The 26,973-nt window shown below is 36.9% G+C and carries 26 protein-coding genes and 2 tRNA genes; 3 read left to right on the plus strand and 25 right to left on the minus strand.

Translation table 11 applies throughout. The features are described 5' to 3' along the window. Nucleotides 1–3: 3 nt before the first annotated feature. From hemD to hemA, 4 genes are read right to left on the minus strand one after another with little or no spacing between them, the layout of a single operon-like run. Nucleotides 4–756, minus strand: a complete 753-nt coding sequence (gene hemD / locus BAQ48_RS26255; protein ID WP_071713326.1) for a uroporphyrinogen-III synthase — start codon at nucleotides 754–756, stop codon at nucleotides 4–6. Nucleotides 757–758: 2 nt separating this feature from the next. Beyond that, a complete protein-coding gene (gene hemC, locus BAQ48_RS26260; protein WP_001226415.1) occupies nucleotides 759–1,688 on the minus strand; it encodes a hydroxymethylbilane synthase in 930 nt (309 codons plus the stop codon). Nucleotides 1,689–1,703: 15 nt separating this feature from the next. Beyond that, nucleotides 1,704–2,537, minus strand: a complete 834-nt coding sequence (locus tag BAQ48_RS26265; RefSeq protein ID WP_071713327.1) for a cytochrome c biogenesis protein — start codon at nucleotides 2,535–2,537, stop codon at nucleotides 1,704–1,706. Nucleotides 2,538–2,554: 17 nt separating this feature from the next. Next, entirely contained in the window at nucleotides 2,555–3,892 is a 1,338-nt protein-coding gene (gene hemA / locus BAQ48_RS26270) for a glutamyl-tRNA reductase (protein ID WP_000547871.1), read from the minus strand. Nucleotides 3,893–4,307: 415 nt separating this feature from the next. Here hemA and BAQ48_RS26275 point away from each other — a divergent pair, with 415 nt between their 5' ends. Then, on the plus strand, nucleotides 4,308–4,760 hold the full coding sequence (locus tag BAQ48_RS26275; protein ID WP_071713328.1) for a MarR family winged helix-turn-helix transcriptional regulator: 453 nt from the start codon (nucleotides 4,308–4,310) through the stop codon (nucleotides 4,758–4,760). A gap of 2 nt (nucleotides 4,761–4,762) precedes the next feature. Continuing rightward, nucleotides 4,763–5,179 (plus strand): organic hydroperoxide resistance protein, encoded by a 417-nt coding sequence (locus tag BAQ48_RS26280; protein ID WP_000359771.1) that lies wholly within the window; start codon nucleotides 4,763–4,765, stop codon nucleotides 5,177–5,179. Between the two features lie 32 nt (nucleotides 5,180–5,211). On the opposite strand, the gene ysxC is transcribed toward BAQ48_RS26280, so the two are convergent. The 7 genes from ysxC to BAQ48_RS26315 all read right to left on the minus strand — a co-directional run bounded on the left by ysxC (nucleotide 5,212) and on the right by BAQ48_RS26315 (nucleotide 14,651). After that, nucleotides 5,212–5,808, minus strand: coding sequence for a ribosome biogenesis GTP-binding protein YsxC (gene ysxC / locus BAQ48_RS26285; protein WP_000869114.1), 597 nt, complete (start codon nucleotides 5,806–5,808; stop codon nucleotides 5,212–5,214). Then, on the minus strand, nucleotides 5,805–8,135 hold the full coding sequence (gene lon, locus BAQ48_RS26290) for an endopeptidase La (protein WP_071713329.1): 2,331 nt from the start codon (nucleotides 8,133–8,135) through the stop codon (nucleotides 5,805–5,807). Before lon ends, ysxC begins: the two co-directional genes overlap by 4 nt. Nucleotides 8,136–8,318: 183 nt before the next feature. Then, nucleotides 8,319–9,989 carry an ATP-dependent protease LonB gene (gene lonB / locus BAQ48_RS26295; protein ID WP_033665543.1) on the minus strand — a complete coding sequence of 557 codons (1,671 nt, stop codon included), beginning with the start codon at nucleotides 9,987–9,989 and terminating at the stop codon, nucleotides 8,319–8,321. Nucleotides 9,990–10,095: 106 nt separating this feature from the next. After that, nucleotides 10,096–11,355 (minus strand): ATP-dependent protease ATP-binding subunit ClpX, encoded by a 1,260-nt coding sequence (gene clpX / locus BAQ48_RS26300; RefSeq protein ID WP_000472280.1) that lies wholly within the window; start codon nucleotides 11,353–11,355, stop codon nucleotides 10,096–10,098. Between the two features lie 264 nt (nucleotides 11,356–11,619). After that, nucleotides 11,620–12,897: a trigger factor gene (gene tig / locus BAQ48_RS26305; RefSeq protein WP_071713330.1), complete on the minus strand. Its 1,278-nt coding sequence runs from the start codon at nucleotides 12,895–12,897 to the stop codon at nucleotides 11,620–11,622. Between the two features lie 309 nt (nucleotides 12,898–13,206). Further along, nucleotides 13,207–14,205, minus strand: coding sequence for a hypothetical protein (locus BAQ48_RS26310; protein WP_071713331.1), 999 nt, complete (start codon nucleotides 14,203–14,205; stop codon nucleotides 13,207–13,209). A 197-nt stretch (nucleotides 14,206–14,402) separates the two neighbouring features. Next, nucleotides 14,403–14,651, minus strand: a complete 249-nt coding sequence (locus BAQ48_RS26315) for a hypothetical protein (RefSeq protein ID WP_071713332.1) — start codon at nucleotides 14,649–14,651, stop codon at nucleotides 14,403–14,405. A gap of 317 nt (nucleotides 14,652–14,968) precedes the next feature. On the opposite strand from BAQ48_RS26315, the gene BAQ48_RS26320 reads away from it, so the two are divergent. Next, nucleotides 14,969–15,583: a PH domain-containing protein gene (locus BAQ48_RS26320; protein ID WP_071713333.1), complete on the plus strand. Its 615-nt coding sequence runs from the start codon at nucleotides 14,969–14,971 to the stop codon at nucleotides 15,581–15,583. Nucleotides 15,584–15,667: 84 nt separating this feature from the next. Here BAQ48_RS26320 and BAQ48_RS26325 read toward each other — a convergent pair whose 3' ends face one another. The 14 genes from BAQ48_RS26325 to BAQ48_RS26395 form a co-directional block, all read right to left on the minus strand. Continuing rightward, the gene (locus tag BAQ48_RS26325) at nucleotides 15,668–15,868 is read right to left on the minus strand and encodes a cytoplasmic protein (protein ID WP_071713334.1); all 201 of its coding nucleotides are present in this window, start codon (nucleotides 15,866–15,868) and stop codon (nucleotides 15,668–15,670) included. A gap of 537 nt (nucleotides 15,869–16,405) precedes the next feature. Beyond that, a tRNA-Arg gene (locus BAQ48_RS26335) sits at nucleotides 16,406–16,479 on the minus strand. 1 nt (nucleotide 16,480) lies between these two features. Beyond that, nucleotides 16,481–16,554, minus strand: a tRNA-Gly gene (locus BAQ48_RS26340). 108 nt (nucleotides 16,555–16,662) lie between these two features. Beyond that, nucleotides 16,663–17,166, minus strand: coding sequence for a metallophosphoesterase (locus BAQ48_RS26345; RefSeq protein ID WP_071713335.1), 504 nt, complete (start codon nucleotides 17,164–17,166; stop codon nucleotides 16,663–16,665). A 13-nt stretch (nucleotides 17,167–17,179) separates the two neighbouring features. Then, nucleotides 17,180–17,788, minus strand: coding sequence for an XTP/dITP diphosphatase (locus tag BAQ48_RS26350; RefSeq protein ID WP_071713336.1), 609 nt, complete (start codon nucleotides 17,786–17,788; stop codon nucleotides 17,180–17,182). Between the two features lie 11 nt (nucleotides 17,789–17,799). Beyond that, nucleotides 17,800–18,537 carry a ribonuclease PH gene (rph, locus tag BAQ48_RS26355; RefSeq protein WP_016118680.1) on the minus strand — a complete coding sequence of 246 codons (738 nt, stop codon included), beginning with the start codon at nucleotides 18,535–18,537 and terminating at the stop codon, nucleotides 17,800–17,802. 130 nt (nucleotides 18,538–18,667) lie between these two features. After that, nucleotides 18,668–19,714, minus strand: coding sequence for a GerMN domain-containing protein (locus BAQ48_RS26360; RefSeq protein WP_071713337.1), 1,047 nt, complete (start codon nucleotides 19,712–19,714; stop codon nucleotides 18,668–18,670). 129 nt (nucleotides 19,715–19,843) lie between these two features. Beyond that, nucleotides 19,844–20,668 carry a glutamate racemase gene (gene racE, locus BAQ48_RS26365; RefSeq protein ID WP_116758558.1) on the minus strand — a complete coding sequence of 275 codons (825 nt, stop codon included), beginning with the start codon at nucleotides 20,666–20,668 and terminating at the stop codon, nucleotides 19,844–19,846. 265 nt (nucleotides 20,669–20,933) lie between these two features. Continuing rightward, on the minus strand, nucleotides 20,934–21,605 hold the full coding sequence (locus BAQ48_RS26370) for a type 1 glutamine amidotransferase domain-containing protein (protein ID WP_071713339.1): 672 nt from the start codon (nucleotides 21,603–21,605) through the stop codon (nucleotides 20,934–20,936). Between the two features lie 107 nt (nucleotides 21,606–21,712). Further along, a complete protein-coding gene (gene gerE, locus BAQ48_RS26375; protein ID WP_000659484.1) occupies nucleotides 21,713–21,937 on the minus strand; it encodes a spore germination transcription factor GerE in 225 nt (74 codons plus the stop codon). A gap of 165 nt (nucleotides 21,938–22,102) precedes the next feature. Then, nucleotides 22,103–23,398 carry a purine/pyrimidine permease gene (locus BAQ48_RS26380; protein ID WP_071713360.1) on the minus strand — a complete coding sequence of 432 codons (1,296 nt, stop codon included), beginning with the start codon at nucleotides 23,396–23,398 and terminating at the stop codon, nucleotides 22,103–22,105. 39 nt (nucleotides 23,399–23,437) lie between these two features. After that, the gene (locus BAQ48_RS26385) at nucleotides 23,438–24,337 is read right to left on the minus strand and encodes a DMT family transporter (protein WP_071713340.1); all 900 of its coding nucleotides are present in this window, start codon (nucleotides 24,335–24,337) and stop codon (nucleotides 23,438–23,440) included. Nucleotides 24,338–24,430: 93 nt separating this feature from the next. Next, a complete protein-coding gene (locus tag BAQ48_RS26390; RefSeq protein ID WP_071713341.1) occupies nucleotides 24,431–25,675 on the minus strand; it encodes an amidohydrolase family protein in 1,245 nt (414 codons plus the stop codon). Between the two features lie 13 nt (nucleotides 25,676–25,688). Continuing rightward, on the minus strand, nucleotides 25,689–26,939 hold the full coding sequence (locus BAQ48_RS26395; protein WP_071713342.1) for an amidohydrolase family protein: 1,251 nt from the start codon (nucleotides 26,937–26,939) through the stop codon (nucleotides 25,689–25,691). Between the last annotated feature and the right edge of the window lie 34 nt (nucleotides 26,940–26,973).

The following is a 26,973-nucleotide window of genomic DNA, read 5'->3' on the forward strand; positions in this document are numbered from 1 at the left end:
CTTTTATTTTATAGATTCACAAATGCATTGTAGCAATGCTTCTACAGTGTACTCTTTCGGCACAATAACATGCGGAAAATAAAGACTCGCCTCTTTTTCCGTAATAGGACCTATACAAGCAATTGTACATTTTTTTGTCCATTCTCTCCAGTTTGTGCCCTCAAGTAAATGAACAAAACTAGTAACAGTTGAAGGGCTCGTAAATGTAATAATGTCCACTTTTCCTACTTCTAACGCTTCTATAAGCTCTTGCTTTTTCTCTACATTTTCTTTCGTACCATATACGATTAATTCATCTAGAGAAACACCAATGCCTCGAAGTGCAACTGGAATGACATCTCTCGCTAAATTCCCTTTTGGAAATAGAATACGCTCGTTTCCACTTAGTTTTTTTATAAACTCTTCTGCAAATACTTCTGCAACAAATGAAGTTGGAACAAAGGCTACTTGATAGCCCCGCTTTTCTAACTCTAACTTTGTTTTCACACCGACAGCAGCAATTTTAATTGTTGCTGGGAGCTTCTTTTTCAAACTATCTAGAAAAAAAGCTACACCATTTTTACTCGTAAAAATAACCCAGTCATATGAATGCAGCTGTTTTGCTATATGTTGAATTTGCCTAGAAGACATACCTTCCATACGCAAAAGCGGAATTTCCAATGGAATTCCGCCCTTTTCTTTTACCGCCACACTCATTTGTTTCGCTTGATGCTGGGCACGTGTAATCAATACCGTTTTGCCAGCGAGAGCGTTCATATTTATTGTTGCCCCTTATTTGCAGCAAGAATAAGTTCTTTTGCGCCTTGTTTAATTAAACGGTCTGCTGCCTCTAGTCCTACTTCCACTGGATCAGTGCCTGCTACTGTCTCTTTCAATAGAACAGAACCGTCCATAGAACCGACAAGAGCTGTTAATTCAATTGCATCATTTTCTGTAAGCGTTGCGTATCCAGCGATCGGAACTTGGCATCCGCCTTCAAGTTTATGAAGAAATACTCGCTCCGCTGCTACTGTTCTTTCTGTTACGGCATCATTCATATGCGATAATAACTGCAGTAAATCCTTATCGTCCTCACGACATTCAATCGCTAATGCCCCTTGTCCTACAGCTGGTACACATAACGTTTCATCTAAATGTTCTGTAATAACTTCCCCGTCCCAGCCCATTCTCTGTAATCCAGCTGTCGCTAAAATAATTGCATCATAATCTTCATCTTTTAACTTACGTAAACGTGTATCGATATTCCCGCGAATCCATTTCACTTGTAAATCTGGTCTCGCAGCTAGTAGTTGTGCACTACGTCTCAAACTACTCGTTCCTAAAATCGCGCCCTCTGCTAAGTCTTTAAATGATTCTCCATTTTTAGAAATAAAAGCATCACGAGGGTCAACACGCTTTGGTGTACAACCAATCATTAATCCTTCCGGAAGTACAGCTGGCATATCTTTCATACTATGTACAGCCATATCGATTTCTTTCGTAAGTAACGCATGTTCAATTTCCTTTACAAATAAACCTTTTCCGCCTACTTTTGAAAGAGTAACATCTAAAATAACATCACCTTTTGTGACGATTTCTTTCACTTCAAATTCATATGGTAAGCCTAACGCTTTTAACTGATCGATAAACCAATTTGTTTGTGTTAATGCTAGTTTACTCTTTCGTGAACCTACAATAATTTTGCGCATAATTCTCTCTCCTCATTATAAATACCAAAAGTGGAAATTAGATAAACTACTTAATAGAAAAATGTTAACTAGCATTACGAGAAATGCCCCGATATTCCACATTACAATTTTTTTCCCTTGTAACACATCTGCCGCTCGTAAATATAAACCTGTGCAATATACAAATAAAACAACAAAAGATCCGATTACTTTCGTATCATACCAATGGAAATTGTCCAATTTTGTATATCCCCATATACATCCTAATAAAATCGCTAATAAGAAAAACGGAACAGAAAATAAATTTAATCCGTAAGACGTAGATTCGAGCTTCGGTAAATTCCCTAACCTTCTTAATCTCGCATTCCACTTTTTCTTTTTTAATAGGCGATATTGCAATAAATACATAATAGAAAAAATAAACGATACAGTAAACGTTGCATAAGAAATAATAGCCATACCGACATGCACATATACAAGTTCTGAAACTAATTGCTCTGCAAGTACTGGCGACATCTTTCCTAGCGGTGTAAAAATAGAAAAAGCGCTTACGCCAAATGCTACAACATTTGTAAAAAAGACTAAAAAATCCACGCGCATAAATCGGTTAATGACTAACGACATCGTAATCAATAACCATACATAAAAATAAATCCCTGATAATAAAGTTAAGATAGGATTTGTTTCCGAATCTGTAGCCCGAAGCAGCATAAAAATAGACTGCAGAACCCACACAATCGAAAGTAACCAAAAAGCAAATCGGTTCGCCTTTCGGTTACTTTGGAAATAATCTATAAAATATAAACTAATGCTACAAGCATATAAAATAATTGCAATATGATAAATAATACTGTTATTTAAAAAGCTCATCCGATCATCCTTCCAAATTATAAAGATGGAACGGATGGTGTCCACGCTCTTTTATGTTTTACTTCTTCCGCATTTCTCTCTACTTCTTCTTCCATTTCTAAATCAAAAATCTTCGCAAATAAAGCGAGTTTTTCTGTCGCTCCATCCTCAGCAGCTATTTCTTTTGCTACTAGAATTGGGTCTTTTAATAATTGATTAATTATACTTTTCGTATGTTTACTAATTACTTTTTTCTCACGATCACTAAGATTTGGTATTTTCCGCTCAAGACTTTCCATCGTATCACTTTGAATCGCTAATGCTTTATCACGAAGAGCCGATATTAACGGAACAACACCAAGTGTACTTAACCACGTTTTAAATAGAACCATTTCCTCTTCAATCATAAATTGAATTTTCTCTGCTTCTTTCAAACGCTCAGCACGGTTTGCTTCCACTACTCCTTGCAAATCATCGATATCATATAAGAAAGAACCTTCTAGCTCATCGATTGCAGGATCAATATCACGTGGCACTGCAATATCAACCATAAATAACGGACGACCAGAGCGCATTTTCTCTACTTTCGTCATCATCTCTTTCGTAATGACATACTCTGATGCACCAGTTGAACTAATTAAAATATCCGCTTCTAATAATGCACATTGTAATTCACTTAAAGATTTTGCATGTCCCATATACTTCTCAGCCATTACTTCCGCTTTCGATAGCGTTCTATTCATGACCGTTACTTTACGAGCACCACTTCCGTATAAGTTTTGCAATGCAAGTTCACCCATTTTACCCGCACCAAGAATAAGCACATGACAATCTGTTAACTCACCAAATATTTTCTTTCCGAGCTCAACAGCAGCATAACTAACAGACATCGCACTTTCACCAATTGTCGTTTCTGAATGGGCACGTTTTGCCAATGTAATGACTTGCTTAAACAATTCATTAAAAATTGTGCCTGTTGCTTTCACTTGCTGTGCTTCTAAAAAGCTATCTTTTATTTGTCCTAAAATCTGCGTTTCTCCAACTACCATAGAATCTAAACCGCACGTTACGCGGAATAAATGATCTACTGCACCATCTTGTTCAAAAATCGTTAAATATGGTGCAACCTCTTCTATTTCAAGCTGAAACCAATCAGCTAAAAATTTCTTAATATAATACCGTCCCGTGTGTAATTGATCAACAACAGCATAAACCTCAGTACGATTACAAGTTGATACAATGACATTCTCTAACACGCTCTTTTGATTTTGTAATGTAGTCATCGCTCGTTCTAGCTCTGCTGCCTGAAATGTGAGTTTCTCACGAAATTCTACAGGGGCTGTTCGATAATTTACACTAACAACAAGAATATGCACGCAGCATGTCCCCCTTCACCCGTTTTATCACTTTATCTACTATCATAATACAACTTTCCTCTTATGAATCTGACAATCGTGTGAACAACCGATTATTTTTTATTTATTCTCCGTATGTAATGAAGGAGATTCAGCAAAACTAATTAAAACTTCCTACTTTATAATGATTATAAATTAACAACTCTATTTGTACGTTACCAAAAAAAGTTCTCATAATCAAGTGATGGAAACTATTCCATATAAATTATAACATCATCTTCCCTATCTTCTTTCATCATGAAGGAAAATATGTATGATTGTTCCAAAATGTAACAAACACTTTCTCAATACAATGTATTTGACATTGTATTTCTTTTTCGTTATATTGGTTTTACAAAATTAAATTGTGCACAACTTAATTAGAAGGGAGTTATTTATGACAGAGGACTCTTTGCATCTAGATAACCAACTTTGTTTTTCTATTTACGCCTGCTCTAGAGAGGTTACTCGTTTTTATCGACCTTATTTAGAAGAAATGGGTATTACGTATCCCCAGTACATTACTTTACTCGTACTATGGGAGCAAGATGGACTAACAGTAAAAGAAATTGGAGAACGTTTATTTTTAGATTCCGGTACGTTAACACCTATGTTAAAACGAATGGAATCATTAAAACTTGTAAAACGTGTTCGTTCCAAAGAAGATGAACGAAAAGTTTGTATTGAATTAACAGAACAAGGCAAAGATTTAAAGGAAAAGGCTTGTTCATTACCGACAACGATGGCTACAAACTTAGGAATTACAGAGCAAGAATATCGCTCTTTATTAATTCAGCTAAATAAACTAATTGAAACAATGAAAACAATTAATGATGGAAAAGGGGAATAAACATGGATAAACTATATACTGCTTCAGTAACAGCAACAGGTGGAAGAAACGGGAAAGTAATCTCAGATGACGGCATATTGAATCTTGATGTAAAAATGCCAAAAGCACTAGGCGGTGCAGGTGGAGAGGCAACAAATCCTGAGCAACTATTTGCCGCTGGTTATGCAGCTTGTTTTGATAGTGCATTACAACTTGTCATTCGTACAAAACGTGTCAAAGTAGAAAGTACAGAAGTAACTGCTCACGTTTCTATCGGAAAAGATACAGATGGTGGTTTCGGCCTATCCGCTGTACTTGATGTACATGTTGCTGGCGTTTCACATAGCGAAGCACAAGAACTTGTAGAAGCTGCTCATGGTGTATGTCCTTACTCTAAAGCGACACGAGGAAATATTGAAGTTACATTAAACGTACGCTAAAAGCGTATAAAGAAAAAAACGCGCGACATTCGTCACGCGTTTTTTGTTTTTGTCATTTTATGAATTGCTTTCCACGCTTCTTCTTTTCCAAGTCCTGTTTCAGAAGAGAATAGAACGATTTCATCGCCAATTTCAACAGCAAGCGTTTCTTTTACAACTTTTAAATGCTTTTGCCATTTCCCTTTCGGAATTTTATCGGCTTTCGTCGCAATAATAATTGTTGGGATTTCATAATGCTTTAAGAAATCATACATCATCACGTCATCGTTTGTTGGTTGGTGACGTAAATCAACTACTAATACAGCTGCGTCTAATTGCTCACGCGTTGTAAAGTACGTTTCAATCATTTTGCCCCATGCTGCGCGCTCCGATTTAGATACTTTCGCATATCCATAACCTGGAACGTCAACAAAATGCATCATCTCATTGATTAAGAAAAAGTTCAGCGTTTGCGTTTTCCCTGGTTTAGAAGAAATACGCACTAACTTTTTACGATTTAAAATTTTATTAATAAAGGAAGACTTCCCGACATTTGAACGACCTGCTAATGCAATTTCTGGTAAATCACTGTCTGGATATTGTTCTGGTTTAACAGCACTAATTACAATATCTGCTTTTGTTACTTTCATTGTTTCACTCCTACTAATGCGTGCTCCAATACTTCATCTAAATGAGATGCAAGCACAAACGTAAGGTTTTCTTTTACGCTCTCTGGAATATCATCTAAATCTTTCTCGTTTTCTGCTGGCAAAATGATTTTTGTTAAGCCTGCGCGGTGAGCACTTAATGTTTTTTCTTTTAAACCACCAATTGGTAATACACGACCACGAAGTGTAATTTCACCTGTCATACCCACTTCTTTACTTACAGGAATACCTGTTAGTGCAGAAATAAGTGCCGTTGCCATCGTAATACCTGCTGACGGTCCATCTTTTGGAACTGCTCCTTCTGGAACATGAATATGAATATCATTTTTCTCATGGAAATTCGGATCAATCTGAAGCTCTTCTGCACGAGAACGAATATAGCTAAACGCTGCTTGTGCGGATTCTTTCATAACATCCCCAAGTTTCCCTGTTAAAATTAATTTCCCTTTACCTGGTGCTACAGATACTTCAATTGCAAGTGTATCGCCACCAGCTGCTGTATATGCTAACCCAGTTGCCATTCCGACTTGGTCTGTTTTCTCTGCTTGCCCATAACGGAATATATGTTTACCAAGTAAATCTACAATATTTTTCTCTGTCACAACAATACGTTTACGTTCTGCTGTAACGATGATTTTCGCTGCTTTACGGCAAACTTTTGCGATTTGGCGCTCTAGCGTACGAACACCAGCCTCACGTGTATAATAACGAATAATTTCAAGAAGTGCTTCATCACGTACTTGTAAATTACCTTTTCGTAAGCCATGCTCTTTTAATTGTTTCGGCAATAAATGCTCACGAGCAATATGAACTTTTTCAAGTTCTGTATAGCCAGCAATCGAAATAATTTCCATGCGGTCAAGTAATGGACCAGGAATACTTGAAAGTGTATTAGCAGTTGCTACAAACATAACTTTCGATAAATCATATGGTTCTTCAATGTAATGATCACTGAAGTTATGGTTTTGTTCTGGATCTAATACTTCAAGTAATGCAGCTGATGGATCTCCTCTGAAATCGTTAGACATTTTATCAATCTCATCTAATAAGAAGACTGGATTAACTGTTTTCGCCTTTTTCATACCTTGAATAATACGCCCTGGCATTGCTCCAACATACGTACGGCGATGACCACGAATTTCAGATTCATCACGTACACCACCAAGAGATACACGGACAAAGTTACGATTCAATGACGTTGCAATTGAACGCGCTAACGAAGTTTTTCCGACCCCAGGAGGGCCTACTAAGCAAAGGATAGGTCCTTTTAATGAATTCGTTAACTTCTGTACAGCTAAATATTCAAGTACACGCTCTTTCACTTTTTCAAGACCGTAATGATCTTTGTTTAAAATCTCTTCAGAATGAGCAAGATCAATCATATCTTCTGTTGCTTCTGTCCACGGAAGTGCTAATAACCAATCAATGTAATTGCGAATAACGCCGCTCTCCGCTGAACTTGCTGGTAACTTTTCATAACGATCTAATTCTTTCAGCGCAGCCTTCATTGTTTCTTCAGGCATTCCTGACTGTTCAATTTTCTCACGAAGCTCTTCAACTTCTCCGCCCTTACCTTCTTTATCTCCAAGTTCAGTTTGAATTGCCTTCATTTGCTCACGTAAGAAGTATTCTTTTTGCGTGCGCTCCATTGAACGTTTCACTTTTTGTCCAATTTTCTTTTCTAAACTAAGTAACTCTTGTTCATCTTGAATAATTGAAATCAGTGTATGTAATCGTTCTTTCACAGATACAATCTCTAAAATCTCTTGTTTCTGCTTCGTTTTAATCGGCAAGTGAGAAGCAATTAAATCAGCTAGTCTGCCTGGTTCTTCTACATCAGCTACCGTTGCAAATGTTTCATTTGAAACTTTTTTCGAAACTTTAATATATTGTTCAAAATGCTCCAGTAACGTACGCATAAGAGCTTTCTCTTCTAGATCATCTTCCACTTCTTCAGTTATCGTTTGAATAGAAACTTGTACAAAATTCTCTTCTTCGATAAACTCTACTACTTCTGCTCTATGTAAACCTTCTACAAGGACACGAAGCGTACCGTTCGGCAATTTTAACATTTGCTTCACTTTCGCAACTGTACCTACACTATATATGTCATCTTCTTTCGGATCATCGATATTCATTTCTTTTTGCATCGCTAAAAAGATGATATTTTCATCCATTGCCGCCTGCTCTAGTGCTTGTATCGATTTATCACGTCCTACATCAAGATGCAGAACCATCGTTGGATATACGAGAACGCCTCTTAATGGTAGGAGGGGTACGATTTTTTCATTCGTATTCATACTAGACATAGCACCTCCATAATAAATTAAACTCCTGTTCAACTATTTTATATTACAATACATCTAGATGCAATTGCAGAGATTCTCCACAATTGTAAATCCCTTGTTTTTTCTCCCTTATGAAACGAAAAAAGACTCCGCTTAAGCATACAAACTTAAACGAAGTCTTGCAAATTTTATTGTCGTCCACCCTCACATTGATTGTGCATCTGTTTCGTCTACAGCAGTATGTACATCCAGCCCACGATGCATATTTTCCTGCATAAACGTTAGCTCAAATACTTCTTTTAACTTACGAACAGGAATGATTTCAATTCCCTTTATTGTATACAAAAGTGGTTGCATGTTTTCAGCAGGGATGATGACTTTCTTAGCCCCTGCTTTTTTCGCAGCTTTTATTTTTGCGTACACACCACCAATCGGCTTCACTTCTCCGTGTATACTTATCTCACCTGTCATCGCTACTTCATTATTCACATACGTACGATGCACTGCTGAATATACACCTGTTGCCATAGCGATTCCTGCCGAAGGTCCATCAATTGGGATACCGCCTGGAAAATTAATATGTATATCGTACCCTTCTGGCAACACATCTAGAGAACGAAGTACTGTTAATACATTGTCTACAGAACCTTTCGCCATACTTTTACGGCGAATCGATTTCGTTTGACTACCAATACTTTCCTCTTCTACAATTCCGGTAACATTTACCGATCCTTTATCTTTCGCCTTGATCGCTGTTACTTCAATTTCTAATAATGCGCCCGTATTCGGACCATATACAGCAAGTCCATTTACAAGACCAATCCTTGGAATCGGATAAATATGTTTTTCATATTTCGGTGTAAGTTGGCTAGAATGAACAACCCATTCTATATCTTCATCTTTAATGAAAGAACGTTCTTCATTTATCGCCATTCCAGCAGAAATTTGCACAAGATTAATCGCTTCTCGTCCATTTCTTGCATACATTCCGATCATTTCAATACCATTTTCACCAATTTGCATTTCCACTTTTTCAGCTGCATTCTTCGCTACTTTTTGAATTTCCTCTGTATCTAACTCACGGAAAAACACTTCTAAACAACGCGAACGAATGGCAGGTGGAATTTCCTCTGGTGAACGCGTCGTCGCACCGACTAAGCGAAAATCCGCCGGTAAACCTTTTTGAAAAATGTCATGTATATATGTTGGAATCATCGTATTCTCTTCACTATAATACGCACTTTCTAAAAATACTTTCCGATCTTCTAATACCTTTAACATTTTGTTCATTTGTATCGGATGCAGTTCACCAATCTCATCAATGAACAAAATACCACCGTGTGCATCTGTTACAGCGCCTTTTTTCGGTTGTGGAATACCAGCTTGCCCCATCGCACCCGCACCTTGATAAATTGGATCATGCACCGAGCCAATTAAAGGATCTGCAATACCACGTTCATCAAACCTCGCTGTCGTCGCATCGAGTTCAATAAACGTTGCATTCGTACGAAATGGAGATTTCGGATTTCTTTTCGCTTCTTCTAATACAAGACGTGCTGCCGCTGTCTTTCCGACACCTGGCGGGCCATATATAATTACATGTTGCGGGTTCGGACCACATAGAGCCGCTTTTAACGACTTAATCCCGTCCTCTTGCCCTACAATATCTAAAAAGGATGTAGGACGTACCTTTTCCGCAAGCGGCTCTGTTAGAGAAATCTCACGCATTTTACGAAGCTGCTCTAATTCTTTTTTCGATTCTCGATCAATTGAAACTTTTTGTGTTCGCTGATTTCGAAGTAAATGCCAAAAATACAATCCTACAATTACTCCAAAAACAAGTTGAACAACTAAAAATATATTTGTCCAGCTCATCATTTATTTCCTCCCGCAATGTTTTATCCCTTAGTATTTCCGCGGAGGAACGTAGCTAAACATAAAGAAAAACAGCAATTATAAAAATTGCTGTTTCTCCTTTGTATTATGCAGATGTTTTTGTATCAAGTACAGTACCGTCTTGTAACACCAATTTTGGTGCTGCATTATCAGCCACTGTTTCTTTTGTCAGAACACACTTCTCGATATCTTTGCGAGATGGAAGTTCGAACATTACATCAAGCATTAAGCCTTCAATAATAGAACGAAGTCCACGAGCACCTGTTTTACGTTCAATTGCTTTCTTCGCAATTTCGATTAGTGCACCTTCTTCAAACTCTAACTCAACATCGTCAAGCTCCAATAATTTTTGGAATTGCTTAACAAGTGCATTTTTCGGTTTCGTTAAAATATCAACAAGAGCATCTTCATCAAGTGGCTCTAGGTTCGCAATAACTGGAAGACGACCAATAAACTCTGGAATTAAACCAAATCTTAAAAGATCCTCTGGTAATACGTGAGATAAAACATGCTTTTCATTTACATCAGCATTTTTCTTCTCAGAACCGAATCCAATTACTTTTTCACCAAGGCGACGTTTAATAATTGGCTCGATGCCATCAAACGCTCCACCACAAATGAATAAGATGTTCGTTGTATCAATTTGAATAAACTCTTGATGCGGATGCTTACGACCACCTTGAGGTGGAACGCTTGCTACAGTACCTTCTAAAATTTTCAGAAGTGCCTGCTGCACACCTTCACCAGATACATCACGTGTAATTGATGGATTTTCGGACTTACGTGCCACTTTATCAATCTCATCAATATAAATGATTCCTTTTTCCGCTTTCTCTACATCATAATCAGCTGCTTGGATTAGTTTTAGTAAGATGTTTTCTACATCTTCCCCAACGTATCCAGCTTCTGTTAAAGATGTTGCGTCCGCGATTGCAAATGGAACATTTAAAATACGCGCTAACGTTTGTGCCAATAATGTTTTACCACTACCTGTTGGCCCGATAAGTGCGATATTACTCTTCGCTAATTCTACATCATCAATTTTGCTGTTAGAATTAATGCGTTTGTAATGATTATATACCGCTACCGCTAGTGCTTTTTTCGCGTTATCTTGTCCGATGACATACTCATCTAAGATTTCACGAATTTCTACCGGTTTCGGTACATCTTTGAATTCTACTTCTTCGTCCTTCGCAAGCTCCTCTTGTACAATTTCAGTACAAAGTTCGATACACTCGTCACAAATGTAAACACCTGGACCTGCAACTAACTTTCGAACTTGCGTTTGTGTTTTACCACAGAAAGAACATTTTAATTGCCCTTTTTCATCATTAAATTTAAACATATTTTCACACCCCTTACAAAGTGCTAACCTCTTGCCTTCGTATGTACACGATAAATGTATCGTATGTAAATACATATTATGTCACTACGTGGCGAGAAATACAAATAATATGACTAGTTATGTACAAATAAAAAATTTTTAAAACTTTTGAAATATGTATATTCGACTTACAAAGGAACTTTTCCTTCTTCATCGAAAAGTTTTATAAATATATTTCTATATTTATAAAACAAGGCACGATTAAAATCGTGCCTTGTTATTTTATTATGCAGCGTTGTCTACTAAGAAGTCTACAGCTTTGCGCACTTTAATATCTTCAGCTAAAGCGTCTACGCTTCCAAGAGCTTGCTTGATAGCGTCTACTGGCATACCGTACATTTCAGCCATTTTTTCAACTTCTGCAGTTACTTCTTCTTCAGTAACTTCGATGTTTTCAGCTTCAATGATAGCTTCAAGAACAAGGTTGATTCTTACGCGTTTTTGAGCGTCTTCTTTCATTTGCTCTTTTAACTTGTCAGCGTCAGTACCTGTGAATTGGTAGTAAAGCTCAAGGTTCATACCTTGTTGGCTTAAACGTTGCTCGAATTCACGAACCATACGATCTAACTCAGTGTCGATCATAGCTTCTGGAATGTCGATTTCAGCGTTAGCAGCAGCTAATTCTACTACTTCGTCACGTACTTTGTGCTCAGCTTCGTGCTTTTTGCCTTCTTCTAAGTTTGTGCGAAGTTTCGCTTTTAATTCATCAAGAGTTGCAACCGCTTCGTCTGCTTCTTTAGCGAACTCGTCGTTTAACTCAGGAAGTTCTTTTGTTTTGATTTCGTGAATTGTTACTTTGAATGTTGCTGGTTTTCCAGCTAATTCAGCAGCATGGTACTCTTCTGGGAATGATACTTCAACGTCTTTAGAATCACCAGATTTAAGACCAATTACTTGCTCTTCGAAACCTGGGATGAATGTACCAGAACCGATTGCAAGAGAGTAGTTTTCGCCTTTTCCGCCTTCAAATGCTTCGCCATCAACGAAACCTTCGAAGTCGATTACAGCTGTATCACCGTTTTCAACAGTTCCTTCTTCTTTAACAACTAGTTCAGCTTGACGCTCTTGTAAAGCTTTTAATTCGTTCTCTACATCTTCGTCAGTTACAGTTGTTTCAACTTTTTCTACTGCTAAACCTTTGTACTCACCTAATTTAACTTCAGGTTTCACTGTAACTTTTGCAGTGAAGATAAGGTTAGCATTTTTTTCGAACTTCTCGATGTCGATTTCAGGATGAGCAACTGGGAAAATACCAGCTTCATCGATTGCTTCACCGTATGCTTTTGGTAAGATGATATCTAAAGCATCTTGGTATAAAGATTCGATACCAAAGCGTTGTTCGAATAATGGACGAGGCATTTTTCCTTTACGGAAACCTGGTACATTAATTGTTTTTACTACTTTTTTGAATGCAGCGTCGATAGAGTTGTTTACTTCTTTAGCATCAACTTCGATTGTTAAAACGCCAACGTTACCTTCTAATTTTTCCCATTTTGTAGACATTTATTCTTTCCCTCCAACTATAATAATGTATGCACATACCTCTATAGATTAAGACCTTCATTATCTCTTTTTTGAAATAACAAATGCACAAATAATCCTCTAGCAAAAGCTTTCAGATATAATGTTTCAATCTATTAATTGTCTAAAAGACAATTACGGTATATTTTGTTCGAGAATAATATGAAACATATTAAGTAAGAGAATTACACTTCTCTTCTCTTACAAACAGACAGATTTCTGCCTTTTGCAACCCTTACATTATAACATAGAATATGCTCGTTTCAAGAACTGAACAACTCTTTTTCATAATTATACGGGCAAATATCCTTCTCTTTCAACACGTAATAACCATTGATAGGCAATATGAAACTCTTCTAATTCAATATTGTACGCTGTCATAAGCTCTTCTTCATCAATAGCCAATCCGAAACGCTTTCTTCCAATTCTCTCTAAAACAGCAGCCCAGATCTCTACTTTATCCATTAATAGAGCGAATGGGAAAACACCAATTTGTAGTTCTTTCCAGTATGTAGCCATCGCATCAAATATATCCGGATAATTTTGCTCTAATCGGCTTGATAATATATGTATAATGTTATCGGATTGCTCCTCATTATGACCTGTAAATGCTGGAATCACCTTGATCGTATTTCCAAACTTTTCTACTTCTATCTCTTCTTCTATTTGATTTTCTATCATTTTATATAAAATAGAACTTTTCAAATAAGGGTGCTGCTGTTCGTCTATTAAAAATTTCTTTAAGACAGGTAATGCAAGATCCAAATCTTTTAACGAAAGTTGCTGAATTGCCCTTAACTTTTGCCCGAAGTTTTCACCAAAAATCTCATTAGTAAACTCGTCCAAATCAAAATTAGAATCCGCTAATGATGCATCTTCCTCATTTAGCATTCCTTCTGCAAATAAAGCGAGCTGCGCTAATTTTTCTTTTTGTTCCGGCATTATGTCTTTCGTTTGCAAAACTTTTTCAACAGTTTCAATAACACCTTCATAATCATTTGTTTGAACTAAAATAGTCACATATGTTTCAAGAATATCACCAAATAGTACAGCTCCTGTTTCAAGTAACTGTTCACATTTGTCTTTCGCTTCTTCCATACGTTTTAATTCTAACAAACAAATAACTGAAGCTAATTCCGTTTGTTCCGTTTCCGCATTATACTGACGTAATATTTCAAAGCAGCGCAATGCATCTTCGAATTTCCGCTCTTTCAGCGCTAAAAAACCTTCATCAATATAACGCTCTGATAGTTGAGGAAACAATACGACCGTATTTTCTTTTTTATCCATACGTCCGCCTCTTTTTCTTGATTTTAATTATGTTCAAAGTAAATATATCAAATGCGTAATGAGAACACAACATCCTGAAAACATTTGTTTGAAATATAAAAATATTCAATTTTTATATTTCAACATGAACAAACCTTTATCAAAAACCAAGATTATATAAATAAAAATCCTCAGCAACAAGCACAGAGGATTCATTATTAATGGAAAGCTTTTATAATAGTGGGGTATATAACAAGGGTAATAATTTGGAGAACAATAATTGCCATAACAATCATGCTAAAATAGAAGATTGGTTTACTTCGCTTCATTAAAAACATAATAATAAGCATCGTACAACCAAACAAACTTAAGAAGAACAAACTCGTTGTCGAACTAAGTATACCACTCGGGACAAAGAACAATAACACTACACTACAAGTACCTATAATTCCAAATAACCATTCCATTCATTCACTCATTCCCTTTCCCTCTCATGGCAGTTTTTTTCTACGCTACTAAATGTTTTACAACATCAATTACATACGTTAATTTCTCATACGCTACAAATCCAAAAGCTACTGTTAAGCCCGTTACGATTAACCCTTTCATCATTTCTTCCTCCTCGTTTTATCGTTGTTACCTTTATTATAAAAGATTAGCAATTTGTTACCATCGAACTACCTTACAGTTACCTTACAGAATTGTAAGATTTCAAAAATTGATTTAAAATCGTGTTAATATATTTTTGAACAATTAAGAATTTATTTTACAAGGGGGATTATATATGTTTAAAAAAATGGCTGCAGATGTTTTAGGATTAAGCGATGTAGGTTCTGTCATTACACCGAAGGATTACGATAAGGTTGATGCTGATGATTACGTGATGCATGAAGATGGCGAGAAAATTTATTTTCTAATTAAATCAAAATCAGATGAATACTGCTTCACAAACAAAGGATTAATCCACCTAGATGGTACAAGTGCAACAAGTAAAAAGCGTACACTACGCCGCTTTAGCTACAGTAAATATCCAATTAAAAACGTAGCACTTGAAACTGCAGGAACGATTGACTTAGATGTAGAAATTAAGTTTCAAATGGGAGATGAGTATTACTCAATTGATGTTCATAAAAAACATATTGAAGAATTAAAAGATTTATATAAGGCTTTACTTAAAATCGAAGAAATTTCATATGACAACGATATTACATTGCAGTATGCACATAAAAGTTTAGATATGGCATCTAACGCTTTCAGCCGTATTTCAAACGCACAAGTAAATTTAGCAGACCAATTTAAAGAGATAAATGAGATCGCCTTTAACTGGCTCGTTGATACGAAGAAGCAATATAACGTGAAAGATTATGGTTTTGTATTTGAGAAGTTTATCAATAACTAAACAAAAAACCTTGTTATCAAAAGATAACAAGGTTTTCTTAGCGTCCCAAGAAAGATTCGAACTCCCGATCCGCCCATTCCCGTACTATTTTATATATTTTGATCGCAGTCTTAATATATCTTCCTCTTCGCGAATGCCTGCCGATCCCTTCCTCACATTTTTTACGACAGTCCAATTCGGGTCAGTTTCATCACCGATGTTCCGTATTGTAAAGTTGCCGTCACCATATTTTCGTTTACCTTCTGCCAATTTTTCCGTTAAATCAGTCTCTTTTGATCTTGCCATCTTTGCGCCATCTCCCTTTTTATACAACCTTCTTAAACTGTCCAATCACACGTCCAGTCAATTGGAGATCCTCGCTTTCCACTTCGATTAATTGTAACACACTGCCAGGGATAAGTTCTGATAACGGCTGCTCAATCGTACTAGAAACGTTATTTCCTTTGAATGTGAATGAACCGACGCCAGTTACGCTAAACGATGCGATTCCTTACCGCTGCATTTTGTTTGTATCGTTATAAACGATTCCTAAGCATGCGTTGAATTCATATATTGCATTATAAGGGATATCATGTCTTTTGAATTGATTGTGCAACGTTCGATCCGCCGAGTTCATTAATCGTACTTTCTTTTGATCGTCCACATCGTGTCAGTCTTCGTTGCTGATAACGTATGTATCAATATGTTCACTGTTTTAACAGAATTCGATAATATAGCTAACGAAATAGAAAGAGCTCCGAAAAATTTCACAGTTCTTTCACATACATCAATTTTTAGACAAACAAAAAACCTTGTTATCAAAAGATAACAAGGTTTTTTTAGCGTCCCAGGAGAGATTCGAACTCCCGACCGTACGCTTAGAAGGCGTATGCTCTATCCGGCTGAGCTACTGGGACATGGAGCGGGTGAAGAGAATCGAACTCTCGACCAGAGCTTGGAAGGCTCTTGTTTTACCACTAAACTACACCCGCATATGTTATTTTATTTTCTTCGTTAGCGCTGTTGCCCTATCGACAATATTTATTATATGTATAACCATACATAAAGTCAACACCTTTTTTAAAAGAGGATAATTTTTCTTATCCTCTTTTAAAAACTGCTTGTTCAACTAGTTGTCCGTCTAATGTTTCAAAGCGAACTTCCATTTGATTTTCATCCATTTCTAATAAAGCAAATGTCTTCTCTACACGCTGACGTGGTAATAAAATACTTCCGGGATTAATAAATAAAACGCCATCGATTAATTCCGCACCTAATACGTGAGAGTGTCCGAAGCATGCAACTTGCGCTCCTGCCTCTTCTGCACGGTACGCTAACGTTTGTAATGTCATTTTCACGTTATGCCGATGCCCATGCACAACTACGAAACGAACGCCATCTACATCCGTTACAATTTCGTCTTGAAAGTTAGCATAATCACAGTTCCCTTTTACAACGTGGAAACCTTGCAGTTCTTCATGAGCAGGTGTTAGCTCTGAATCACCGCAATGAATCATGATATCTACTTTTCCTTCATATTTCGCTTTTAACTGCTGTAATTCCTTCACAGAGCTATGACTATCGCTTACGATTAAAGCTTTCATCAATCTCTCTCCCTTATTCTCCTAAAAACCATTCCGGGATTTTTTCTTCTAACTTACGAAGAGCACGCCCGCGGTGACTAATGGCGTTTTTCTCATCTGAGCTTAGTTCCGCCATCGCTTTTTTATATTCTTCCACATAAAAAATTGGATCATATCCAAAACCGTTTTCCCCGCGGCGCTGTTCTAAAATGTACCCTTCGCACGTTCCATTCACAATTACCGGCTCTTTATCCGCTTCTGGGAATGCAACTGCTAGTGCACAGTAGAAACGCGCTTTACGTTTTTCAAAATCGACATCATTTAATTCTTGTAACACTTTATCGATGTTCGCTTGATCGTCTTTCGGCTCTCCAGCAAAACGAGCTGAATACACGCCTGGTTTTCCGTTTAAAGCATCTACAATGAGACCTGAATCATCCGCAATTACGATAGCATCCAACTGTCTACTTAGACTATCTGCTTTTAAGATTGCATTTTCTTCAAATGTTTCGCCAGTTTCTTCAACTTCTTCAATATGAGGAAAATCGTGTAATGATTTCACTTCTAAATCGAATCGCCCAAATAACTCAGCAAACTCACGTACTTTCCCCAAATTTTTTGTCGCTACAACAACTTGTTTCATATTTTCCACCTCTACTCTATATGAGATACGATGTCACCTAACGCTTCTTTTTGCATATCAATTAGTTGGAAAATCCCTTGTTCCGCAGCATCAAGTAATTCATTTAACTGAGCTCTGCTAAACGTAGCTTCTTCTCCAGTTCCTTGCACTTCAACAAACTGACCTTTTCCAGTCATAATTACATTCATATCAACGTCTGCTTTAGAATCTTCTACGTAGTTTAAGTCTAAAACAACACCTTGTTCTTCAACAATCCCTACTGACGTTGCTGCTAAATAATCTTTCACTGGAATTTTAGATACTTTTTCTGCTTGTAATAACTTCTCAAACGCTAATACCATCGCTACATATGCCCCTGTAATAGAAGCTGTTCTCGTTCCACCATCCGCTTGAATAACATCACAGTCAATCCAAACTGTTCTCTCGCCAAGCGCTTCTAAATCAACTACCGCACGTAATGCTCGTCCAATTAAACGTTGGATTTCCATTGTACGTCCTGTTACTTTCCCTTTACTTGACTCCCTGATTGTACGTTGTTCTGTCGCACGTGGAATCATCGCGTATTCAGCTGTTACCCAGCCCTTTCCTTCTCCACGCATAAACGGTGGTACACGCTCTTCAATTGTCGCTGAACAAATTACCTTTGTATCCCCAACTTCAATTAATACTGACCCTTCTGGATGTTTCAAATAATTCGTATGAATATGTATATGGCGTAATTCTGTTTTCTCTCTACCATCTACTCGCATAAAATAACCTCCTCATAACTACTACTCGTTAGTATAGCCAAATTTAAATGTATGATATGTATACAATAAAAGAAGGAGAACCCAAAAAGCAATTCCCCTTTCTTACATAAGTATATCAAATTATTCGTGATTAAAAACCACCTGTATTCACGTTTTCTGGACGATTTACAGGTTTTGTTAACTTTTCACCCTTCTCATCCATAAGATTTGCTTTCCCATTCACTTGAATAGAAACATTTTTCACACCTTGTTTTTCCGTTAAAGATAAAACTAATGATTTCAATACGTAATTTGAAATCTTACTTTTATCTTTATTCGCAAATATATTTTCATTAAAGTTTAACGTAATATTCCCGTCTTGCAATTTCGGATTCGTAATAAGTTTGACCCCTGGATTAAAGTCACTCAACAGTGAATTTTGATTCGGCCCTTTAACTAGTTCATTTACAACTGTCGTAATATCATTTTCTTTCCCTTCTGCAACGCGGCGCGTAACTGGCACATAATATTGCTGTTTATTATTTTGCGCCATAAAATACAATGTGACTGGTTTTGTATTTGTTACATCGGCTACTTGTTCATCATCAAAGTTAATACCATTCGCGCGGCTCACCCCTTCACCAAGCGGTGTACCACCAACAGGCATCTTCGCTAATTTTTCACCATTTATTTGGAACTGCACTTGTTTTACCTCTTTAAATTGCGTCAACGTCCACGCTATAGATTCAACAATTTGACGCTCTTCTTCTTTGGCATATTTTTTCATCTCACTAGAGAAATCAATGACTGCCGTCCCATCTTTTTTCAAATTCAAAGTCATCATTGTATTTGCTGGAATGACCGCACGGAACCCATTCGGTAACAAATCCGTTACAGGTCCATCTTTCACAAGATATTCTAGCGTTTGCTGCATGACCTCATTTGCTTTCGGAGTTGGTATAGTTAACGTTTGTGGTACAACATAACCATTTTTATCAACAAGGTATAGTTCCCTATTTACCGTTTGCCCTTGTTTATCCTTCTTAGCTACCTCTTTCTTTCCACCCTCTGTATACGTAACTTGTTTTGGTGGATCAATTTGTTCAGTCGCTTTCTCCTGATTTATAAAGCCACACCCTGTTAGTAAAACAGCGCTCACAGTAGCACCAACAACCCATTTAAAAGTGGATTTAGGCATGCCATTCCCCCCTAAAAGCTAAGTTTGTACTATTATGTATACGAGCTGTTTCACATTTTAGAACAAGCCCTGCTGCTTATAAATAAAAAACTCCTGATTTCTCAGGAGTTCACTTATATGAGTCTACTATTATTCTGTTTCTAAATTGATATGCTTCACATTTTCAATCGGCTGACCGAACCACTTGGATGCAATTTCTTTAAATAAGTCTATTTTACCAGTCGTTAAAAAGAGGTGATCACTTTGCTCTTCTCCCTCATTTAACATTTTACTGTGGTATAAAATTGTACTTACTTCACGCGCCGTTTCATCACCCGAACTAATCAATTGCACTTTATCTCCCATTACATTTTTAATAACTGGGCCTAAAATCGGATAATGTGTACACCCTAAAATAAGCGTATCAATATCAGTGCTTTTTAGCGGTTGCAACGTTTCTCTTACAACTTCATACGCCATTTCACTCTCGAAATTCCCACTCTCTACAAGTTCAACGAAAGGTGGGCACGCTAAACTTTCTACCATAACACGGTTATTAATAGACTTTAACGCCTCTTCGTACGCACCACTTTTCACCGTTCCAATCGTTCCAATAATCCCAACATGGTACGTATTTGTCACTTTTAAAGCTGTACGTGATCCTGGATGGATAACTCCTACTACCGGAATCGGTAATTGCTTCTGCATTTCTTCTAGTACAACCGCAGTTGCTGTATTACACGCAATAACTAGCATTTTAATATTTAAATCTAATAAATGCTCTGTCATTTCCCACGTAAATTGACGCACTTCTTCTCGAGAACGCGGACCATACGGGCAACGTGCTGTATCTCCTAAATATATAATACGTTCTTTCGGCAACTGACGAATTAATTCCTTCGCTACTGTTAAACCGCCAACTCCTGAATCGATAACACCGATTGCTCTATTCAACTTCATCACCCGTTTTCTCATTCATCATCTTATTTTATGTTTATCATTATATTTTACGCAATTTAAGTTCGCTCACTAAAATTGCTCCTGTATGAAAATTTTTTATGTGTACCTATATAGACTAGGACCTTTTTTATTTTGCTCCTTTTTTTCATAATTTGCAAGACAGAAAAATAACCGACCTTCTAAATGAAAGTCGGTTTCTTCTATAATAAAGTACGTATTTATTACGCCTCCTTTCTTTGAACAGAAGACATCCCTATCAATAAGAAGAAATGTGCAGAGATTAAACCGACGATAATTTATTTACAGCTCTTTTTATAGCCTTACCTATTTCCACACTAGACTGCGGATTCTGCCCTGTAATTAAACGCCCATCTACTACAACATGCGGCGTAAAGTTAGGTGCAACATAAAAGAAAGCTCCTTCTTCCTTCAATTTACTTTCTAACAAAAATGGAACTCTCTTTTCTAAATGCACAGCTTTTTCTTCATCATTTGTATAACCTGTTATTCGCTTGCCTGCACTAAAAAACGAACCATCTTTATTTTTCACACCGACTAAAGAGCTTACCCCGTGACAAACAGCCGCTACAATCCGGTTATTGTTATACATATTCTCAATCAAATTTGCAACATATGGATTACCTGGAAAATCTACAATCGCCCCGTGCCCACCACCAAATAAAACCGCATCATAATCTGAAAAGTGAACAGTTGAGATCGGCTTCGTATTTTGCAATAAAGAAGCGACATACTTAAATTCACGGGGTATACCATTTGGAATAGATACTCTATCAATAGGTACCCTCCCGCCTTTTATCGATACGATATCAACATCAAACTTAGCCCTTTTAAACAAATGATAAGGAGCAGCAAGCTCTTCAAGCCACAAACCAGTCGGGTGTCCCTTCATATCATGAGCACTTGTTGAAACTAACAATATCCTTTTCAACATATCCCCTCCTTACTACCTATTTATGTATGAGACATTCTTATCATTCATATAGAGCGTGAAACAAACAGAAAAATAGCCGACTCTTTGTATAAAAGTCGGCTTACTTCTTATAACTCAAGCTCTCCCATACGAAGAAGCTCAACAACTGCTTGTGAACGTCCTTTAACCCCTAGCTTTTGCATTGCGTTAGATATGTGGTTGCGAACGGTTTTTTCACTGATAAAAAGTTCACCTGCAATTTCCTTCGTTGTTTTATCTTGAACCAGTAATTCAAATACTTCTCTCTCTCTCTTTGTGAGTAACGGTTTAGATTGATACGCTTTTTCCTTCAACTGGTATAACCCTCCTTGCTTAAGCCAGAGCTGTATATGTGTAAGTTGGGTGTTTATTTAGTCAAGATATTGTATGAACGAAATGTGCAGGTGGTGAATGAAAATAGGCTTTATTTCTTATGTTATTTTAGACATTTATACAGTGCACGCACTCATTTTATCCACTTACTGTTTAATGCGCCATATTTGTTCTAGCAATATACTTACAACTGTACCTACGAACAAACCATTGCCGAATATATATTGCATAACAGACGGCAACGATTGGAGTGCTCCAGACGGTAAAAACATAACACCGCTGCCAAATAATACTGCTACTCCTAAAATTGTTATATTCCTTTCATTAAGCTCCACTTGTTTTATATTGTTTAGTCCAATCCCAATTAGTTGCACGAATGAAGCCATTAAAACTGCAGATGCAACAGCGGATGGTAATGACGCTAAGTAACGAATAATACTTGGAAAAAGCGACATAACGACTAGTAGTACACATGCCATTAAGAACGATCGTATATATTTTTGTTTTGTTAGGCGTATAAATCCTGCTGTTGCTGGTAACGGAACGACACCTACAGTTGAAAATACGGAGGAAATAATATGTGAAATCCCTCCAACCCACGTACCATCTCTCAACTGTTTTTGTTCAATCGTCGCTTTATGGATGGTAGCTTGATTAATTGCTATAATAGCAGCTACTGTATTTGAAACTAAAATACATACCATAACGAAACTTGATACAGCCATCCCTGTATTCCATTTCGGAAGCCCCCAAGCAAATATATGCGGAAATTGCACAAAGTGAGTTACTTGAGACGGAATCGTCACTTTCCCTGCAATTAAAAAGATAACCCACCCACTAATTAACCCTATTAAAACTGCATAACTTTTAACAAAACCTTTCCCAAAATTAGATAGTATAATAACGAACAAAAATATACTAAACGCGATTATTGCTGTAAATCCATCGACTTGAGAAACAGTGGCTGTAATTCCTAGCATTCCTTTCAAAAATACACCACTTAGTTGTAAACATAACAAAAGTAAAAACGTCCCTGTCACAAGCGGCGTAAATAAAAATAAAATACGACCTATAAAACCACTTACTCCTAATCCTATTAAAATGACACCGGAAATTATCATTCCTAATTCTAAAATTTGCAACGTACTATGTAATTGATCCTGTCCGACAGTTGCATAGGCAAGTACAGTAAATACACCAACCCAAGATCCAGCTGGCCCATCCGCAATTGGTAGTCTATGTCCAATCCAACCTTGTAAAAAAGAGGATATACCAACTACAAAAAACGTACGCTGCATTAAATAAAATATTTCTTCCGTCGTAAGGTGAAATAATCCGCCAACAACAATTGGTAGTGCGATTGAATTCGCTAATAAAAATATAAACCATTGCAAAGTTCCCATAATATGATTTTGATTGTGTTGATTGCCCAATTTTTTCATCCCTTCTATACATTCCACACAGAAATACACTCTATACTATTACGTAGCTTTTCGAAACAACTCTTTTTGTCCTTTCGATTTCTTCCCGTATCCAAATGTTGCAGTGTAAACTCCACAAACGATAAAAACAGCTCCAATTATTTGAATGGCTGTTACACTTTTCTGCAATATAATATACCCTACCACCATCGTAACGAATGGTTCTAAATTTAAAAACATTGCTGCTGTTGATGCTTGCGCTTTTCTCAATTGATTATTCCAAACTAATGTACAAATTCCATGCATAAGTATTGCTGTCACAATGAGAAGCGACCAACTCTCTATAGAGTATTTCAACGTCATATGAGAAAAGGTAAAAGCAAGAAACGGTAGCATAATTAAAAAACCAAAAATTGAAGAAAAGAATGTAATCAAAAACATATCATCTCTGTTCCCCAATTTCCGAATTAAAACGATAGATAAAGAAAAAGATAGCATCGTTATAAAAATCCATATTAACCCTTCTGAAAAGACGAATCTCTGCCCAACACCAATTACAAAAAACACTCCAAAAGTAGCAATTCCTCCTCCTATTACTAACTTAGCTGTTAACGGTTCGTTTAAAATAAATACCGCTAGAATAGAAGTCATGACAGGAGTAAGTGCTAATATTAGCGCAGCTGTTGTTGGATCCGCTGTTTGTAACCCTTCATAAAAAGACCATTGATTAATCGCGACACCTATGATCCCAATTAATAATACACTTTTCATTTCATTCTTTTCTATATATAAGTCTTTCTTACACATAATAGCGTACGCTAGAAAAAACAAATTAATAAATAGTAAGCGAAGTGTCGTTAACAACACTGGATGAAATGTATTTACTAAAATCGCACCAAATATAAAATTACTCCCCCAAACTACTACACATATAAACAGTAATATATATGTACGTGTCACCTATTCCCCTCCTTTTCTCGTAAAAAAGAAGGATTCCTATTCTTTCATTAGGAACCCTTGAAAAAATATATATAAATTAGGGAGATACGTAAATTAAATCAATACACCTTGAACATGTTGCAAGGAACCTGCTACTATTTTCCCATCTTTCATTACGGCTGGTCGCTTTGCTCGTCTAGCAATCGCTTCTGCTGAACAAGTAGCTTGCAAGAAGACGAAATCAGCTTTATCTCCTACTTTAGGCCAAACCTGATTTCCTTCTTGATCCAATGGCGTTTTTCCACCTGTAATATACGCTAAAGAAGAAGATAAAGACTTCTCATCAATCCAGCGATACTTTTCTGCTAAACGCCCTACTCTTTCAAAAATATCAGCATTGCCAAATGGGCCCCATGAATCAAACATACTATCGCAACCTAAAGAAACGGAAACGCCTTTTTCTGTAAGTAATGGTACTGGCGGCATATTTCTATTAATTGGTACTGTCGTAATAATAGACATTCCTCTTTCAGCTAATAAGTCTGCCATATCTGCTCCTTCTTCTTTAGATACATCACCTAGACTAAACGCATGACTGACCGCAACACGTCCGTCCCAACTAGCCTCCTCTGTAAAGTGAGCTAATTTTTTAATTGTATAAATACCTAAATGCCCTGCATCATGTAAATGCAAATCAACATCTGCATTTGCCTCTACAGCGATTTCCATCATATCAAAAAGTGATTTTTCAATATTATTATCTACTGTAGCTGGATCTACACCACCTACTAAAGTTGCGCCCATTTTCATTGCTTCTCTCATAAGAGAATGTGCTTCTGTACGAAGTAAACCGTGCTGCGGGAATGCTACGATTTCATATGTAAACGTACCTTTCATATTCTCTAAAGTTTGACGTACAGATTCTAAGTTTTTAAGACCAATATACGGATCAATATTTACATGCGTTCGTATATGAGTCGAACCAGCATTTAAAATATTTCTTAGTAATAACTCTGCTCTCTCTCCAGTTGTTTGAGCTAAAATTGGTAACTCCTGCTGTTCTAACTCTAATCTCTCAATAATATTTTTTACTGGTGTGCACGCTTCCCATTGGCCACCAAGTTTTGTTTTATCAAGGTGAAAATGATTTTCCACAAACGATGGGAGAACAAGCAATTCTTTCGCATCTTTCGTTTCATACTCTGTTTGAAGCGGCACATCCGCAAGTACAATTTTTGCAATCTTTCCATCTTGTATGAGTAAATGATGCAAAGCTGTTTCTGTACCTGTAACTATTTCACTATTAAACTTGTAACCTGTTTCTAATCGTACATTCGTTAACCAATACACATTTTGCATTTCAATCATCCTCTCAAACAAGATTATTTATAGCCTTTTTTTGCAAACTACCAGCAACAACATTTCCTTTATATAGAACAGCACAGCGCTCTGTTTGTCTTGCTACTACCTCGGCTGAACATGACGCTTCTGTAAAGACGATATTTGCTTCATCCCCAATTTTTGGCCATTGACGATTCCCTTGATCATCTAATATAGATTTCCCACCCGTAATAAACTGAAGTGCTTTCCCTAAAGAGCGCTCATCAATCCATCTAAATCTTTCCGCTAGACAATTTGCCTTTTGCAACATATCTCCTGTCCCAAATGGAGACCAATGATCAGTTATACTATCGTTTCCTAGTGAAACTTTTACACCTTTACGATTTAATAACGGAACTGGAATTACATGTCTACTAATTGGAACTGTTGACGTTATATCAATGCCTAATGCCGCAAGTCGTTCAGACATTTCCTCCGCTTCTTCTACAGATACATCTCCAAGTCCAAGAGCATGACTAATCGTAACTCTTCCTTGCCACCCTGCTTCTTCTGTCAATGCTGCCAATCTCTTCATTGTAAATGTTCCGAGTTGGTCCGCGTCATGTAAATGAATATCAATATCTGAATCAAACTCTACTGCAATATCCATAATTGTATTTAATGATTTTTCAATATTACCGTCTACTGTAGCTGGGTCTACTCCACCTACTAAATGAGCTCCCATACGCATAGCGTCTTTTACAAGCCCTACGGAATTACTTCGTAACAAACCATGTTGCGGGAATGCTACAATTTTTGCTGATAACTTGTCTTTATATGTTTCTAGCGCCGCAATCGTTGCTTCTAAATTCCCAAGACCAATTACAGGATCAATATTGCAATGTGTTCGAATATTTGTCGCTCCATTTTCAAGAAGTAATTGCAACATTTTCTCCGCTCTACTCTTTGCAGTTTCTAATTGCTTCGGAAGAATAGTTTGCTCCTCATGAATGCGAGTGAATATACTTTTTACTGGTGTGCATGCTCTCCACGGTCCACCATAATACGTTTTATCAATATGAATATGCATTTCTTCAAATGCTGGTAATGCCAGTAAACCGTTTGCATTTACTACTTCACCATCTTGCTCTGATACAATCCCAGGTAATATCTTCGTAATCTTTCCATCTTCAATAAACAAACTACAAATCTCCGTTTCTGTACTTGTAATTCGCGATTCCTCAAATACATACCCACATTCAAGCTTCACATTCGTTAACCAATATTGTGATTTTACACTCACTCTGTCAATCTCCCTTCGCAATATGATTTTTCTA

Source organism: Bacillus luti (assembly GCF_001884105.1).
Taxonomy (GTDB): Bacteria; Bacillota; Bacilli; order Bacillales; family Bacillaceae_G; genus Bacillus_A; species Bacillus_A luti.

Excerpts from the sequence above, each read along its gene's own strand:
- clpX (WP_000472280.1), bottom strand. The coding sequence starts at position 11,355 with ATGTTTAAATTTAATGATGAAAAAGGGCAATTAAAATGTTCTTTCTGT.
- BAQ48_RS26350 (WP_071713336.1), bottom strand. The coding sequence starts at position 17,788 with ATGAAACAAGTTGTTGTAGCGACAAAAAATTTGGGGAAAGTACGTGAG.
- BAQ48_RS26265 (WP_071713327.1), bottom strand. The coding sequence starts at position 2,537 with ATGAGCTTTTTAAATAACAGTATTATTTATCATATTGCAATTATTTTA.
- BAQ48_RS26380 (WP_071713360.1), bottom strand. The coding sequence starts at position 23,398 with ATGAAAAAATTGGGCAATCAACACAATCAAAATCATATTATGGGAACT.
- BAQ48_RS26370 (WP_071713339.1), bottom strand. The coding sequence starts at position 21,605 with ATGTTGAAAAGGATATTGTTAGTTTCAACAAGTGCTCATGATATGAAG.
- BAQ48_RS26320 (WP_071713333.1), top strand. The coding sequence starts at position 14,969 with ATGTTTAAAAAAATGGCTGCAGATGTTTTAGGATTAAGCGATGTAGGT.
- BAQ48_RS26390 (WP_071713341.1), bottom strand. The coding sequence starts at position 25,675 with ATGCAAAATGTGTATTGGTTAACGAATGTACGATTAGAAACAGGTTAC.
- lonB (WP_033665543.1), bottom strand. The coding sequence starts at position 9,989 with ATGAGCTGGACAAATATATTTTTAGTTGTTCAACTTGTTTTTGGAGTA.
- BAQ48_RS26360 (WP_071713337.1), bottom strand. The coding sequence starts at position 19,714 with ATGCCTAAATCCACTTTTAAATGGGTTGTTGGTGCTACTGTGAGCGCT.
- tig (WP_071713330.1), bottom strand. The coding sequence starts at position 12,897 with ATGTCTACAAAATGGGAAAAATTAGAAGGTAACGTTGGCGTTTTAACA.
- racE (WP_116758558.1), bottom strand. The coding sequence starts at position 20,668 with ATGAGAAAACGGGTGATGAAGTTGAATAGAGCAATCGGTGTTATCGAT.
- BAQ48_RS26275 (WP_071713328.1), top strand. The coding sequence starts at position 4,308 with ATGACAGAGGACTCTTTGCATCTAGATAACCAACTTTGTTTTTCTATT.
- BAQ48_RS26345 (WP_071713335.1), bottom strand. The coding sequence starts at position 17,166 with ATGAAAGCTTTAATCGTAAGCGATAGTCATAGCTCTGTGAAGGAATTA.
- lon (WP_071713329.1), bottom strand. The coding sequence starts at position 8,135 with ATGTCTAGTATGAATACGAATGAAAAAATCGTACCCCTCCTACCATTA.
- rph (WP_016118680.1), bottom strand. The coding sequence starts at position 18,537 with ATGCGAGTAGATGGTAGAGAGAAAACAGAATTACGCCATATACATATT.
- hemD (WP_071713326.1), bottom strand. The coding sequence starts at position 756 with ATGAACGCTCTCGCTGGCAAAACGGTATTGATTACACGTGCCCAGCAT.
- BAQ48_RS26280 (WP_000359771.1), top strand. The coding sequence starts at position 4,763 with ATGGATAAACTATATACTGCTTCAGTAACAGCAACAGGTGGAAGAAAC.
- BAQ48_RS26325 (WP_071713334.1), bottom strand. The coding sequence starts at position 15,868 with ATGGCAAGATCAAAAGAGACTGATTTAACGGAAAAATTGGCAGAAGGT.
- ysxC (WP_000869114.1), bottom strand. The coding sequence starts at position 5,808 with ATGAAAGTAACAAAAGCAGATATTGTAATTAGTGCTGTTAAACCAGAA.
- BAQ48_RS26315 (WP_071713332.1), bottom strand. The coding sequence starts at position 14,651 with ATGGAATGGTTATTTGGAATTATAGGTACTTGTAGTGTAGTGTTATTG.
- hemC (WP_001226415.1), bottom strand. The coding sequence starts at position 1,688 with ATGCGCAAAATTATTGTAGGTTCACGAAAGAGTAAACTAGCATTAACA.
- BAQ48_RS26310 (WP_071713331.1), bottom strand. The coding sequence starts at position 14,205 with ATGGATAAAAAAGAAAATACGGTCGTATTGTTTCCTCAACTATCAGAG.